The 12796-nt window shown below is 64.7% G+C and carries 15 protein-coding genes; 10 read left to right on the top strand and 5 right to left on the bottom strand.

Going from position 1 to position 12796, the window contains the following annotated elements; all coding sequences use genetic code 11:
• Window positions 1-73: 73 nt before the first annotated feature.
• Entirely contained in the window at window positions 74-394 is a 321-nt protein-coding gene (locus GM909_RS06530; RefSeq protein WP_157015402.1) for a DUF1476 domain-containing protein, read from the top strand.
• Window positions 395-512: 118 nt separating this feature from the next.
• Window positions 513-1289 (top strand): HpcH/HpaI aldolase family protein, encoded by a 777-nt coding sequence (locus tag GM909_RS06525; protein WP_157015401.1) that lies wholly within the window; start codon window positions 513-515, stop codon window positions 1287-1289.
• A 15-nt stretch (window positions 1290-1304) separates the two neighbouring features.
• Here GM909_RS06525 and GM909_RS06520 read toward each other — a convergent pair whose 3' ends face one another.
• From GM909_RS06520 to GM909_RS06500, 5 genes are all read right to left on the bottom strand, one after another.
• The gene (locus tag GM909_RS06520) at window positions 1305-1853 is read right to left on the bottom strand and encodes an RBBP9/YdeN family alpha/beta hydrolase (protein WP_157015400.1); all 549 of its coding nucleotides are present in this window, start codon (window positions 1851-1853) and stop codon (window positions 1305-1307) included.
• A gap of 83 nt (window positions 1854-1936) precedes the next feature.
• Window positions 1937-3241: an adenylosuccinate lyase gene (gene purB, locus GM909_RS06515; RefSeq protein WP_157015399.1), complete on the bottom strand. Its 1305-nt coding sequence runs from the start codon at window positions 3239-3241 to the stop codon at window positions 1937-1939.
• A 61-nt stretch (window positions 3242-3302) separates the two neighbouring features.
• Window positions 3303-3818 (bottom strand): hypothetical protein, encoded by a 516-nt coding sequence (locus GM909_RS06510; protein WP_157015398.1) that lies wholly within the window; start codon window positions 3816-3818, stop codon window positions 3303-3305.
• Window positions 3815-4825 carry a P1 family peptidase gene (locus GM909_RS06505; protein WP_157015397.1) on the bottom strand — a complete coding sequence of 337 codons (1011 nt, stop codon included), beginning with the start codon at window positions 4823-4825 and terminating at the stop codon, window positions 3815-3817. The genes GM909_RS06510 and GM909_RS06505 overlap by 4 nt, the downstream gene beginning before the upstream one ends.
• Window positions 4825-5901 carry a branched-chain amino acid ABC transporter substrate-binding protein gene (locus GM909_RS06500; RefSeq protein WP_157015396.1) on the bottom strand — a complete coding sequence of 359 codons (1077 nt, stop codon included), beginning with the start codon at window positions 5899-5901 and terminating at the stop codon, window positions 4825-4827. Before GM909_RS06500 ends, GM909_RS06505 begins: the two co-directional genes overlap by 1 nt.
• Window positions 5902-6045: 144 nt before the next feature.
• Between GM909_RS06500 and GM909_RS06495 the strand changes: the two genes are divergently transcribed.
• The 8 genes from GM909_RS06495 to GM909_RS06460 are packed head-to-tail and all read left to right on the top strand — an operon-like array spanning window position 6046 to window position 12794.
• Window positions 6046-6546, top strand: a complete 501-nt coding sequence (locus tag GM909_RS06495; RefSeq protein WP_157015395.1) for a flavin reductase — start codon at window positions 6046-6048, stop codon at window positions 6544-6546.
• Window positions 6547-6566: 20 nt separating this feature from the next.
• A complete protein-coding gene (locus GM909_RS06490; RefSeq protein WP_157015394.1) occupies window positions 6567-7493 on the top strand; it encodes an AAA family ATPase in 927 nt (308 codons plus the stop codon).
• 6 nt (window positions 7494-7499) lie between these two features.
• Entirely contained in the window at window positions 7500-8750 is a 1251-nt protein-coding gene (locus tag GM909_RS06485; protein WP_157015393.1) for a vWA domain-containing protein, read from the top strand.
• A 23-nt stretch (window positions 8751-8773) separates the two neighbouring features.
• Window positions 8774-9112 carry an XdhC family protein gene (locus GM909_RS06480; RefSeq protein WP_157015524.1) on the top strand — a complete coding sequence of 113 codons (339 nt, stop codon included), beginning with the start codon at window positions 8774-8776 and terminating at the stop codon, window positions 9110-9112.
• A 9-nt stretch (window positions 9113-9121) separates the two neighbouring features.
• A complete protein-coding gene (locus tag GM909_RS06475; RefSeq protein ID WP_157015392.1) occupies window positions 9122-9832 on the top strand; it encodes an XdhC family protein in 711 nt (236 codons plus the stop codon).
• Window positions 9829-11463, top strand: a complete 1635-nt coding sequence (locus GM909_RS06470) for an NTP transferase domain-containing protein (protein WP_157015391.1) — start codon at window positions 9829-9831, stop codon at window positions 11461-11463. Before GM909_RS06475 ends, GM909_RS06470 begins: the two co-directional genes overlap by 4 nt.
• Window positions 11460-12344, top strand: a complete 885-nt coding sequence (locus tag GM909_RS06465) for an alpha/beta hydrolase (RefSeq protein WP_157015390.1) — start codon at window positions 11460-11462, stop codon at window positions 12342-12344. Before GM909_RS06470 ends, GM909_RS06465 begins: the two co-directional genes overlap by 4 nt.
• A 27-nt stretch (window positions 12345-12371) precedes the next feature.
• Entirely contained in the window at window positions 12372-12794 is a 423-nt protein-coding gene (locus tag GM909_RS06460) for a DUF1330 domain-containing protein (protein ID WP_157015389.1), read from the top strand.
• The last annotated feature ends 2 nt before the right edge of the window (window positions 12795-12796 follow it).

Below are 12796 nucleotides of genomic sequence, written 5' to 3'. Positions count from 1 at the left end.
CCGAAAAGCTTTGATTTCGGGCGAGGCTCGCCCTACAAAATTCATAGGCATTTGAGCCTGCGGAGAAAGGAACATGACGAGCATGAAAGACCGGGAAGAAAGCTTCGAGCGCAAGTTCGCCCATGACGAGGAACTCAAGTTCAAAGCCATGGCACGGCGCAACAAGATGCTCGGGCTTTGGGCTGCCGAAAAACTCGGCAAGGCCGGTGCGGATGCCGAGGCGTACGCCCAGGAAGTCATCAATTCCGACTTCGAGGAAGCGGGCGACCATGACGTGTTCCGAAAAGTCCGTGCGGATTTCGATGCTGCCGGGGTCGACCAGTCCGACCACCAGATCCGGCGCACGATGGACGAATTCCTGGCCGTGGCCGTCGACCAGGTAAAAAGCGGCTAAGGTGCTGGACCAGCCGATTCCGCTTGCAAGGACCGCCCGTTCGGGCGGTTTTTGCTTTCGGGGCGGCATTCGCTTTGCTTGAATGCGGTCGATCTTTGTCCAGGGAGGATTCGTGGAAATGAGTTTGCGATCGCGGCTGCAGGACGGCGAGACCCTGTTTACGGCCTGGTCGGGCGTTCCGGACACGCTGACCGTGGAAATGGTGGCGAGACAGGGCTTTGATGCCGTAACGCTCGACATGCAGCACGGCGGCCATCACGAAGACAGCGTCCTGCGCAGCATTCTGCCGGTCACGGCGGCCGGCAAACATGCTGTGGTGCGCATTCCCGTCGGCCGCTTCGACATGGCGAGCCGCGCACTCGATTTCGGTGCCGAGGCCATCATCGCGCCCATGGTCAATTCGGTGCAGGATGCGCGCGACTTTGCCGCCGCCATGAAATATCCGCCGCTCGGCGAACGCTCATGGGGACCGACATTCAGCTTGCCGCGCAGCGATCTGACCGACACGCAGGACTGGCTCAAGCAATCGAACGTGCGCACGCTTTCCTTCGCCATGATCGAGACGCGACAGGCGCTCGACGCGCTCGACGGCATTCTGGAGGTGCCGGGCATAGACGGCGTCTTTGTCGGGCCATCGGATTTCTCGATTGCCTGGACGGAGGGCGCGGCGGTCGATCCACTTCTCCCAGACATGACCGAGACCCTGGCCGACATAGGCCGGCGCACGCTCGATGCCGGCAAGGTCGCCGCGATCTATGTCATCGACATGGGCCTGACCGGCCGCTATGCGGCGATGGGCTACCGGTTCCAGGCGATCGCGTCGGAACACAGGCTGGTCGAAACGGGAGCGCAAATGCTGATCGAGAACGCCAGAGCGGGTCTCAAGCAGGCCTGACCGTGTCTTGCGGGGTCAAAGCCGCGAAAGAAACTGCGCGAAGACCATCGAGCCTTCCGGCCACGGCCCGTGCCCGGAGCCGGCGTTGATGTGGCCGGCCTCACCGGCATCGATGAACAGGGACCCCCACGCGCCTGCAATGTCTTCGGCGATGGCGAATTCGCAGAACGGATCGCTGCGGCTGGCGATGGTGACCGACGGGAAGGGAAGCGGATTGCGCGGGTAGGGGCCGAACGTCATCAGGTGCTTCGGCCGGATCTTCGGATTGGCCACGTCGGGCGGCGCGACGAAAAAAGCCCCGGCAATCGGCTTCTCGATTGCGGGCAGGGCGTGAATGGCCGTCGGTATGCCCAGGGAGTGACCGACCAGGACGATCGGCCGCTCGGCCTTATTGGCGGTATCGGCGAGCCGCTGCGTCCAGTCCTCGCGCACCGGCTTGGACCATTCGTCCTGCTCTACCCGCCGCGCCGTCGAAAGCCGGCCCTCCCACCGCGTCTGCCAATGGTTGGGGCCCGAATTCGTATAGCCGGGAATGATGAGAATATCTGCGTCCTTGACCTTCATGCGCGCTCATGTAGCGACCGGCCTGTCGCAGTGCAACCCGCCGCTTTCAGGCATTCCGGCACATCCCTCCGGGTGCCGGTTCGTCAGGAACCGAACACGCGTTCGAAGATCGTGTCGACATGCTTCGTGTGATATCCGAGATCGAACTTTTCGCGGATTGCGTCTTCCGACAGGGCGGCTCGGACATCCTTGTCTGCGAGCAATTCTTCAAGAAAATCTTTGCCTTGCTCCCAGACCTTCATGGCGTTTCTCTGAACCAGCCGGTAAGCGTCCTCGCGTGAAACGCCGGCCTGCGTGAGCGCCAGGAGCACGCGCTGCGAATGGACGAGGCCGCGGAACTTGTCGATGTTCTTTTGCATGGTCTCGGGGTAGACGACGAGCTTGTCGACAACGCCGGTAAGCCGCGCCAGCGCAAAATCCAGCGTCACCGTGGCGTCGGGGCCGATCATTCGCTCGACCGAGGAGTGCGAGATATCGCGCTCGTGCCACAGCGCCACGTTCTCCATCGCCGGCATGGCGTAGGAACGGACCATGCGCGCCAGCCCGGTCAGGTTCTCCGTCAGCACCGGATTGCGCTTGTGCGGCATGGCCGACGATCCCTTCTGGCCGGGCGAGAAATATTCCTCGGCCTCCAGCACCTCGGTGCGCTGCAGATGGCGGATTTCGGTGGCCAGGCGCTCGATCGAGGAAGCGATGACCCCGAGCGTGGCGAAGTACATAGCATGACGGTCGCGCGGGACGACCTGGGTCGAGACGGTCTCCGGCTTCATTGCGAGCCTTTGCGCCACATGCTCCTCGACCCGCGGATCGATGTTGGCGAAGGTGCCGACGGCGCCGGAGATGGCGACGGTGTTGATTTCCTCGCGTGCCGAGACGAGCCGCTCGCGGCAGCGGGCGAACTCGGCATAGGCCTGGGCGAGCTTGACGCCGAAGGTGGTCGGCTCTGCGTGGATGCCGTGCGAACGGCCGATGGTGACGGTGTCCTTGTGCTCGAATGCGCGGCGCTTCAGGGCGGCGAGCAGACCGTCGATGTCGGCCAGCAGGATATCGCTGGCGCGCACGAGCTGGACGTTGAAGCAGGTGTCGAGGACGTCCGAGGAGGTCATGCCCTGATGGACGAAGCGCGCCTCGGGTCCGACGATTTCGGCCAGGTGGGTCAGGAAGGCGATCACGTCATGCTTGGTTTCGCGCTCGATCTCGTCGATCCGGTCGACATCGAATTTGGCGGCCGATCCCTTTTCCCAGATGGTCCTGGAGGCTTCTTTCGGAATGACACCGAGTTCGGCCAAGGCCTCGCAGGCATAGGCCTCGATTTCGAACCAGATGCGAAACTTGGTCTCGGGCGACCAGATGGCGACCATATCCGGCCGCGAATAGCGCGGGATCATGATTGTTGTCCTGCTTCATGGAGGAAAGCTGGTTCGGCTGTAGCAGAGGGGAGCGGCAAGCTCAACGCGCACGTGCGGTCAGGCACAGCGCAAAGACGATCAGCGCTGGAACGCCCACCGGCAGATAGAGCCGCAGGCCAAGGGCCGCGAACTGGTAGAACGCGCCGAGGATCGTGAATATCAATTGCAGCGTCCAGTCGACCGAGGGGAACGATGCGTGCCACTGGGCGAAGTAGACGCGGTGATGCATGGCATAGAGTGTGGCGGTCGCGCCGATCGTACCCGCGGCCAGGGTGAACAGGTGAGCGGCAAACCGCGCCTCGATGCGTTGCGTGGCAATGGTCAGGCGAAATCCGATGCGGGCAAGCAGATATCCGACCACGCCGCCGAGGCCAAAGATCGTGGAAACCGCGCGGATTTGCTCGTCTGTCCGCCAGTCGAGCCAGATCAGGGACACCGCCGCGCTGAGCGCCATCAGCGCACCCCATAAGGCGGCGCCGGTGGCAAATTGCAGCATTGCTGCCGGGCGGGCTCCTTGCGTGGCCGCGCCCGGCACATGGCGGTCAGGCGACGTCACGTCAGGCTCGACCAGGCGGGATAGAGGTCGTTGTCGTCCGGCTGTGCGGCATGGACGCCACGCGCGATGGCACGGGCCATTGTCGAGGCCGAAGCGGCATAAAGCTCGGAGGAGGCCGCCGCGTCGGGCTTGATCTGGCTGGCGCCGGTTGCAAGCGCGAACACCAGATCGCCGTCGACGGGCGTGTGCGACGGCCAGATGGCACGCGCAAAACCGTCATGGGCACTGATCGCCAGGCGTTTCGCCTCGGCCTTGCTCAGGACCGCATCGGTGGCGATCACCGCGATCGTGGTGTTGGCGCCGTTGCCGGCCAGATCGCGGAACTTCATGCGAATGTCCGTGGCGTCGGTGGGCAGGGGGGAAGGATAGCCGAGACCGCCGAACTCGTCGCCGGCCTCGAAGGGAGCGGCCCAGAAATGCCGGCTGCGCCCGATCGTTGCCGAACCGGTCGGATTGACGCCGACGAGCGCGGCCACCGTGATGCCATTTGGCAGGACCGTGGATGCAGAGCCGAGCCCGCCCTTCAATCCGGCCGTCAAGGCGCCGGTGCCGGCGCCCTGCGTGCCGATGGAAAAGTCCTGTCCCGCCGCGTCGGCCGCCTCATAGCCCATTTCGCGGTAAGGCGGGTAACGGCCCCAGACCTTCTCCCCGCCATTGATGAGGTCGAACAGGATTGCAGCCGGGACGATCGGCACCCGCTGATTGCCGACCTTGTGGCCGATGCCGCGCTCGCGCAGCAGGGCCTGGACGCCGGAGGCTGCATCGAGCCCGTAGGCCGATCCGCCGGCCAGCACGACGGCGTTGACCGTTTCGACGCTGTTGTGCGGCTCCATCAGATCGGTCTCGCGCGTGCCTGGCGCGCCGCCCAGCACCTGGTACGAGGCGACCGCCGGCGTGTCGCACAATACCACCGTCACGCCCGACTTCAGTCGCAAGTCCTGCGCATTGCCGACGCTCAGGCCGCCTACGTCGGTCAGCAGGTTTTTCTCTCCCGTCTTGAACTGCATCACTCCGTCACCTGTCTGAATGTCTCGCCATCGAACTCGAACAGCCGGTAGGGATTGCCCTGCCAGTCTCCCATATCGTCAAAACGCACCTCGCCGAGCACTGTGGCGAAAGCGCCGTCCTGCAGGGCCGTCGCCACCGTCATCTCGGGAGAGGTGGCGGAGCGTACGGCCTGGAGCGCGGTCTCGACCGCCGCATAGGTCGGCAAGATGTAACCCTCCGGTACGACGCCGCTCTTTCGCATAACCTCAACGGCTTGCGGATCCGCCAGATCCGCCCATTCCGGCAGGCCAATCATCAAGGTTCCGGGCGCCAGCGCCACATCGTTGTCCGCTGCGCGCAACGTCTCCCCGCCGGCAATGGTGAGACCATAATCCAGTTCGGCAGCGTCGCGGCCAAGGATCGCGATATCGGAACGGTCGCCACCGGCCAGCACATGGGTCGCGCCGGCCTTGCGCAGACGGCCGGCGAGCGCGATCTGATTGTCGAGCTGCGGCCGGAACGTGTCGGTAAAGACCGGATTCAGGCCGGCTTGTTCCGCGGCCAGCCGAAAGCCCTCCGCCAATTCGCGGCCGTAGATCGTGCCGTCGTCTATGATGGCGATGTGCTCGTCGCTCCAGCGCCGGATGAGATAGGTCTGCGCGGCCTGCAATTGTTCGGCGGCGCGCGGGGCAAGGCGGAAGACCGGCCAACCGGTCTTGTTGCGCCGCTCGGTCAGGCTGTCGACGCGCACGCCGGTCGTGACGACCGGAATGCCGGCATCCTTCAGGACGGGCAGTGCCGCTTCGATGGAATCGATGCACAGGAAGCCGACCGCCACGCTGACCTCGGCCTCGACGAATTGCTGCGCGGCGGCCCGCCCGCCATCGGCGCTGCATTGATCGTCGGCGATTTCGAGGGCGGCGTCCCGGCCGTTCTCGGCGGCAAGCGCAGCGCCAGAGCGCATCTGCTCGCCGAGCGTGGCAAAGTCGCCCGACAGCGGTGCGGCAAGGCCGAGCCTGGTTTCGGCCGCCAGCGCACCCGTTGTGCTGACCACGACTGCGAGGAGGGTTGCCGACAGGGCTGGCAGAACATGCATGCGCGTTTTGGGCCTGAAACCATGTGCAAAGGTCTGGCAAACAGGTAAACAAGCGGACCGGGCGGCGCAACATGCTTGTCAGGCTGCTTGTGACGCTGCCCAGTATCCCTATATTTCGGCCACGCGCCGCAAGGAACAATTCAATTGCTGAAGAAGAGCCAGATCGAACCCAAACATTATCGCGATGCGATGGCGAATTTTTCAGGCGCCGTCCATATCGTCACCACCGACGGGCCGGCCGGTCGGCGCGGCGTTACAGCCATTGCCGCGTGTTCCGTCTCCGACAATCCGGCGACCGCGCTGGTTTGCCTCAACCGCGAGAACCGCGCCAATGATTGTTTCGTCGAGAACGGCGTTTTCGCACTCAACACGCTTTCGGCGGACCAGGAACCGCTCGCCTCGCATTTTTCGGGATTGACCGGCCTGGCGCAGGACGACCGCTTTGCCGCCGCCGATTGGGAATTGCTGACGACGGGCGCTCCCGCATTGGTCAATGGCATGGCGGTGTTCGATTGCGAGCTCATCGAAGCCAAGGACCTGGCCACGCACCGGATCCTCATCGGCAAGGTGACAGGCCTCAATGTCGGGGATACGCTCGACCCGCTCATCTATTTCAACAGGGCCTATCGCACGCTCAAGTCTTGAGGCCCATGTCTGGAGAGACAATGAACCGCAAAACCGGGAACGGCCTGCCGCAGTCGATCGACGAGACGCTGGCCCTGCTCGAGGGCGCCGACTATGTCGCCGACCGCGCTCTGGCCACCGTTCTCTTCCTGAGCCTGCGCATGCAGCGTCCGCTCTTCCTGGAAGGCGAGGCCGGCGTCGGCAAGACCGAGATCGCCAAGGTGCTGGCCCAGGCGCTCGACCGCCGTCTCATTCGCCTGCAATGTTATGAAGGGCTCGACGTCTCCTCGGCCGTCTACGAATGGAACTATGCGGCGCAGATGGTCGAGATCCGCATGGAGGAGGCGACCGGCGTTTCCGACCGCAAGGCGATGGAGCGCAACGTCTTTTCCGAAAAATACCTGATCCGCCGGCCGATCCTCGACGCGCTTTCCGGGCGCGACGGCAAGGCCCCGGTGCTGCTTATCGACGAGCTCGACCGCACCGACGAGGCGTTCGAGGCCTTCCTGCTCGAAATCCTTTCAGATTTTCAGGTCACGGTGCCGGAGCTTGGCACGATCAGCGCCGAGGAGCCGCCGATCATCGTCATCACGACCAACCGGACGCGCGAGATCCACGACGCGCTGAAGCGCCGCTGCCTTTATCACTGGGTCGACTATCCCGATGCGGCGCGCGAACTGGAAATCGTGCGGCGCAAGGTGCCGCATGCCAACCAGCGCCTGTCGGACGAGGTGGTGCGCTTCATCCAGAGACTGCGCGAACTCGACCTGTTCAAATCGCCCGGCGTCGCCGAAACGATCGACTGGGCCAGCGCGCTGACCGAGCTCGACAAGATCGCGCTCGATCCCGAAACCATCTCCGATACGTTGGGCGTGCTGCTGAAATATCAAGACGACATCGCCCGCATTGACGAGGGCGAAGGCCGTCGCCTTCTCAAGGAGGTGAAGGCTGAACTGGCAGAAGGGTAGGCATCGATGCCGATCAATCCCTCCCTCCCGAAAACCGCCGATGCCGACGGGCGCATTGCCGACAACATCGTCTATTTCGGCCGTGCGCTGCGCAAGGCCGGCATGCGTGTCGGCCCGGCCTCGATCAAGGATGCGATCGAGGCGGTGCTGGCTGCCGGCATCGGCACGCGCGAGGATTTCTACTGGGTGCTCCATTCCGTGCTCGTTACGCGCCATGAAGACCATGCCGTGTTCGACGAGGCGTTCCGGCTGTTCTGGAAATCGCGCGAGCTGATCGAGAAGATGCTGGCGATGTTCTCACCCATCGCACCCGACAGACGCGAAAAGGCCAGCCAGCGTGCGGCCGAGCAGCGCGTGGCGAGCGCCCTGTTCGACGGGCACGAGAAGGACCGCCAGAAACGCGAAATGCCGGAGGTCGAGGTCGATGCGCGCTTTACCGTCTCGGGCAACGAAATCCTGAGGCAGAAGGATTTCGCCCAGATGACGGCGCGCGAGATCGCCGAGGCCAAGCGCGCCATCGCCGGTTTGAAGCTGCCGGTGGACCTTATCGCGACCCGGCGGTTTCGGCCCGATCCGCACGGGCGGCGCGCCGACCCGCGCGCCATGCTCAAGGGTGCCATGCGCACCGGCGGCGATCTGATCGTGCCGAAGTTCAGATCGGTGCGTACCGTTCACCCACCCTTGGTCGTGCTTGCCGACATTTCCGGCTCGATGAGCCAGTACACGCGCATCTTTCTGCACTTCCTGCACGCACTGACGGAAAAGCGCCGCCGCGTGCACACCTTCGTCTTCGGGACCCGGCTCACCAACCTGACGCGGCAGATGCGCCACCGCGATCCCGACGAAGCGCTGGCGGAATGTTCGCGCGCGGTGGAGGACTGGTCGGGTGGAACGCGCATCGGCGAGGCGCTGCATGAATTCAACCGGCTCTGGTCGCGCCGCGTATTGGGGCAGGGTGCCGTCGTGCTGTTGATTACCGACGGCCTCGAGCGCGATGACGTGGCGGGGTTGCAGCGCGAAATGGATCGCTTGCACAAATCGTGCCGCCGGCTGATCTGGCTCAACCCCTTGCTGCGCTTCGACGGATTCGAGGCGCGGGCGCGCGGGGTGCGCGCCATGCTGCCGCATGTCGACGAATTCCGCCCCGTCCACACGCTCGATTCCCTGTCCGATCTCTGCGCGTCGCTGTCGGCCGGCCGCTCGCGCGACGCCGATCCGCGCATCCATATGGACCTTGGCAATCGGGTTGCGGCGTGACCATATTCGATCAGGAGGAGCGCATGATGCATGTGGCCAATCTCGACGAAAATCGTGATCCGTTGTTGATCGCGGAAGCCTGGATGAAGGACGGCAAGGACGTCGCCGTCGCCACGGTGATGGAGACCTGGGGCTCGGCGCCGCGGCCTGTTGGCAGCCATCTGGTCATCGATACGGAAGGCAATTTCGAGGGTTCGGTGTCCGGCGGCTGTGTCGAGGGTGCGGTCGTGGCCGAAGCGATGGACGTGCTCGACAGCGGCAAGGCGACCATGCTCGAATTCGGCGTGGCCGACGAGACTGCCTGGGAGGTCGGACTTTCCTGCGGCGGCCGGATCAAGGTCTATGTCGAACGGCTGGGCTGAGGCACGAGGATGGATCCCCATAGCCTGAAAAAGCTCAACGCCGAGCGCGAGGCCCGCCGTGCGGCCGTGCTCGTCACCAATCTCGATGACGGCCGAGACCGGGTCATTTGCGAGGGCGACGAAGTGGCCGGAGCGCTTGGCCAGGCGGTGGCGGCGGGTTTGCGTTCGGGGCGTTCGGGCCTCGTCGAGGCGGACGGCACCCAGTTTTTCCTCAATGTCCATCTGCCGCCACCGCGCCTCGTCGTCATTGGGGCTGTTCATATCAGCCAGGCTCTGACGCCGATGGCCAAGATCGCGGGCTTCGACGTAGAGATCATCGATCCGCGCACGGCCTTCGCCACACCGGAGCGTTTCCCGGACGTGCCGCTGTTGGCCGAATGGCCGCAGGACGTCCTCGAAAAACATCCGTTCGATCCCTATACGGCGGTCGCCGCGCTGACCCATGATCCGAAGATCGATGATCCGGCGCTTGTTTCGGCCCTGCAAACGGGCTGCTTCTATGTCGGAGCTCTGGGCAGCCGAAAGACCCACGCCAAGCGCCTCGACCGCCTGACCGCGGCCGGCCTGTCAGAAGATATGCTCGCCCGCATCCATGCGCCCATCGGCGTCGATATCGGCGCGGCAAGCCCGGCCGAAATCGCCGTCGCCGTGCTGGCCGAAATCATTGCGGCATTTCGCAGGCGGGGGCTCGCCGACAAGAGGGAAGGCAAGGCGGCGTGAAGTTCGGACCCGTTCCAACAGCCGAGGCACAGGGTGCCACCGTGGCGCACGCCGTCATGGCCGGGCGCCGCAAATTCAAGAAGGGGCATCGCCTGACCGCCGCCGATATCGCCGAACTGTGCGAGGCGGGCATTGAACAGGTCACGGCCGCAGTTCTGGGCCCCGATGACATTGGCGAGGATGAGGCGGCGGCCCGGATCGCGGCCGCACTCGGCAGCGAGAATGTCGAGGTCAAGCCTGCCGCAACCGGCCGCGTCAATATCCATGCCTTGGCCGCCGGCGTTTTCACCGTCGATCGAGCCATGGTCGACGCCATCAACGCCGTCGATCCGGCAATCACACTGGCCACGCTCGGTGAATTCGAACCGGTCGAGGCCGGCCGCATGATTGCGACGGTCAAGATCATCCCGTTCGCCGTGCAGAAGGGGCTGGTCGAAGCGGCCGTCGAACGATGCGCCGGCGGCCGTGCGTTCGGTGTCCAACCCTATCGGCCGCGTCGCGTCGCACTCATCCAGACGGCGCTGCCGGGCATCAAGGCGAGCGTGCTCGACAAGACACGCCGCATAACAGAAGAACGCCTGGCGCGGTCGGGCAGCGTGCTGGCGGGCGAGCACAGGCCACCGCATGACGAGGACACGCTTGCCCAAGCGATCGGCGAGGCCGCGCCGACATGCGACCTGCTCCTGATTTTCGGGGCATCCGCGGTCAGCGATCCGGACGACGTAATTCCCGCAGCCATCCGCAAGGTCGATGGCATCGTTGAACGCTTCGGCATGCCGGTCGATCCGGGCAATCTGCTGGTGCTCGGTCGACTGGGCGATAAGCCCGTTCTCGGTGCGCCCGGCTGCGCCCGCAGTCCGCGGGAAAACGGCTTCGACTGGGTGCTCGACCGGCTGATGGCCGATCTGCCGGTAAGCGGGCGCGACATCGCCGCAATGGGTGTCGGCGGTCTTTTGATGGAAATCGCCGAACGCCCGCAGCCGCGCGAAACGGCTGCGCGCGCACGCCACACAGAGGTTCATGCAGTCGTGCTGGCTGCCGGACAGTCGCGGCGCATGGGCGGCCCGAACAAGCTCCTGGCGCGCTTCGACGGCGTGCCGCTTGTCAGGCGAACCGCCGCACGCGTCGTTGCCTCCGACGCCGCCTCGACCAGCGTGGTGATCGGCCACCAGGGCGAAAGAATCACCGATGCCCTCAATGGTATCGAAGTGATTGTCATTGAAAATCATGATTATGCGGCTGGACTTTCAACCTCTCTCAAAGCCGGCATTCAGGCACTTCCGGCGGCCGCTGCCGGGGCGATGGTCGTGCTGGCCGACATGCCGGACCTGACGACACCGGACCTGAACCGCCTGATCGCCGCCTTTCACGCGCATGGCGGGCGTGTGGTCGTGCGGGCAACCCATGGCGGAAAGCGCGGCAATCCGGTGATCCTGCCGCGCTCGCTGTTTGGCGCGGTGTCGGCGCTCGAAGGCGATACCGGGGCGCGCCATATCGTCGAAAACGGCAGCGTCGAGGTCGTGGATGTCGAGATCGGCCGGGCGGCGACGATGGATGTCGACACACCCGACGCCTTGCACGCTGCAGGTGGCTCCCTCGAGGCCGCTGGCGCGGCTGATCGTTCGGGATGATCCCTGTCACGTCCCTTGCGCGATTGCTGGTCTTGCCGGCGGCGATCCTGATCGCGGCCTGCGGGACGGGATGGGCCGACGCTGTGGAACTGAAGCCATACAAGGATCGGCTCTTCGGCTATCCGGGCATTTTGTCGAGCACGGACGACGGCGCCGCGATTGCCGTCGATTATCGGGAGTTGCGCGACATCAACCGGCGCGACGCGGTGCCCGAACGGCGCGTGCAGGCCGCCTATGTCGATCTCGGCGTGCGCCGCAGCCAGCAGGATCTCGTCGTGGACGGCATTCGCCACATCGCGGTCGGGCGCACCGATGGCGCGCGCATCATCACCATCTATCTGCACGGCCAGGGCGGCAATCGGATGCAGGGCGCAAACGATTTCACCTTCGGCGGCAATTTCAACCGCATCAAAAACCTGATGGCAAGAAATGGCGGGCTCTACCTGACGATCGATCTCCCCGATTTCGGCGCGGGCGGGGCCGCCGCGGTCTCCCGGCTGATTGCATATTATGGCCGCACGTCGTCCGATGCACCGGTCTTCATCGCATGCGGTTCGATGGGCGGCATTTTGTGCTGGCGCATGGCCGGCGGCAGCCAAGTGGTCGAAAGGCTGGGCGGGCTGATCCTGCTCGGCTCCGACCGGGACGAACGCTTCTTGGCCAGTCCGGCCTTTCGTCGCCGGGTGCCCGTTCTCGTGGCGCATGGCAGCCGCGACAGCGTCTTTCCGATCGACCGGCAGCGGGCATTCTTCGACACTGTTCGGCGCCACGCGCCCGGCTATCCGATCCGTTTCGTGCGCTTCGAGACCGGCAGCCATGGCACGCCCATCCGCATGACGGACTGGCGCGAAACCTTGAACTGGATGCTGTCGCAGCGATGATACCGAAACAAGTGAGGAGGCGTTTGCATGGGCGAGGAATATGTCGATCCCACCCGCGAAATGTTCGGCGCATTTCGCGGATTGGCCGAGGAAGGGCCGATCCACATGCTCAACCTGGTCCGCTTTCGCGACAAGGCCGCCTATCCGGACGGCCGCGAGGCGACCGGCTGGCAGGCCTACGCAGCCTATGGCCGCGAGAGCGGACCGATCTTCCGCCGCGTGGGTGGACGCATCGCCTGGTCGGGCGATTATCGCCTGATGCTGATCGGACCCGATGAAGAGCGCTGGGATCGCTGCTTCATCGCCGAATATCCCTCCGGCGCCGCCTTCGTCGAAATGGTCAAGGACCCGGACTATCAAAAGGCCGTGGTGCATCGCCAGGCGGCCGTGCTCGATTCGCGGCTGATCAGGCTGAAACCGCGCGAGGCCGGGCAGGGGTTCGGTGATTGATG

It is taken from the genome of Mesorhizobium xinjiangense (assembly GCF_009749525.1).
GTDB lineage: Bacteria > Pseudomonadota > Alphaproteobacteria > Rhizobiales > Rhizobiaceae > Mangrovimarina > Mangrovimarina xinjiangensis.
This window is presented reverse-complemented; position numbering and strand designations above follow the sequence as displayed.

Excerpts from the sequence above, each read along its gene's own strand:
- GM909_RS06530 (WP_157015402.1), top strand. The coding sequence starts at position 74 with ATGACGAGCATGAAAGACCGGGAAGAAAGCTTCGAGCGCAAGTTCGCC.
- GM909_RS06525 (WP_157015401.1), top strand. The coding sequence starts at position 513 with ATGAGTTTGCGATCGCGGCTGCAGGACGGCGAGACCCTGTTTACGGCC.
- GM909_RS06520 (WP_157015400.1), bottom strand. The coding sequence starts at position 1,853 with ATGAAGGTCAAGGACGCAGATATTCTCATCATTCCCGGCTATACGAAT.
- purB (WP_157015399.1), bottom strand. The coding sequence starts at position 3,241 with ATGATCCCGCGCTATTCGCGGCCGGATATGGTCGCCATCTGGTCGCCC.
- GM909_RS06505 (WP_157015397.1), bottom strand. The coding sequence starts at position 4,825 with ATGCAGTTCAAGACGGGAGAGAAAAACCTGCTGACCGACGTAGGCGGC.
- GM909_RS06500 (WP_157015396.1), bottom strand. The coding sequence starts at position 5,901 with ATGCATGTTCTGCCAGCCCTGTCGGCAACCCTCCTCGCAGTCGTGGTC.
- GM909_RS06490 (WP_157015394.1), top strand. The coding sequence starts at position 6,567 with ATGAACCGCAAAACCGGGAACGGCCTGCCGCAGTCGATCGACGAGACG.
- GM909_RS06485 (WP_157015393.1), top strand. The coding sequence starts at position 7,500 with ATGCCGATCAATCCCTCCCTCCCGAAAACCGCCGATGCCGACGGGCGC.
- GM909_RS06480 (WP_157015524.1), top strand. The coding sequence starts at position 8,774 with ATGATGCATGTGGCCAATCTCGACGAAAATCGTGATCCGTTGTTGATC.
- GM909_RS06475 (WP_157015392.1), top strand. The coding sequence starts at position 9,122 with ATGGATCCCCATAGCCTGAAAAAGCTCAACGCCGAGCGCGAGGCCCGC.
- GM909_RS06465 (WP_157015390.1), top strand. The coding sequence starts at position 11,460 with ATGATCCCTGTCACGTCCCTTGCGCGATTGCTGGTCTTGCCGGCGGCG.
- GM909_RS06460 (WP_157015389.1), top strand. The coding sequence starts at position 12,372 with ATGGGCGAGGAATATGTCGATCCCACCCGCGAAATGTTCGGCGCATTT.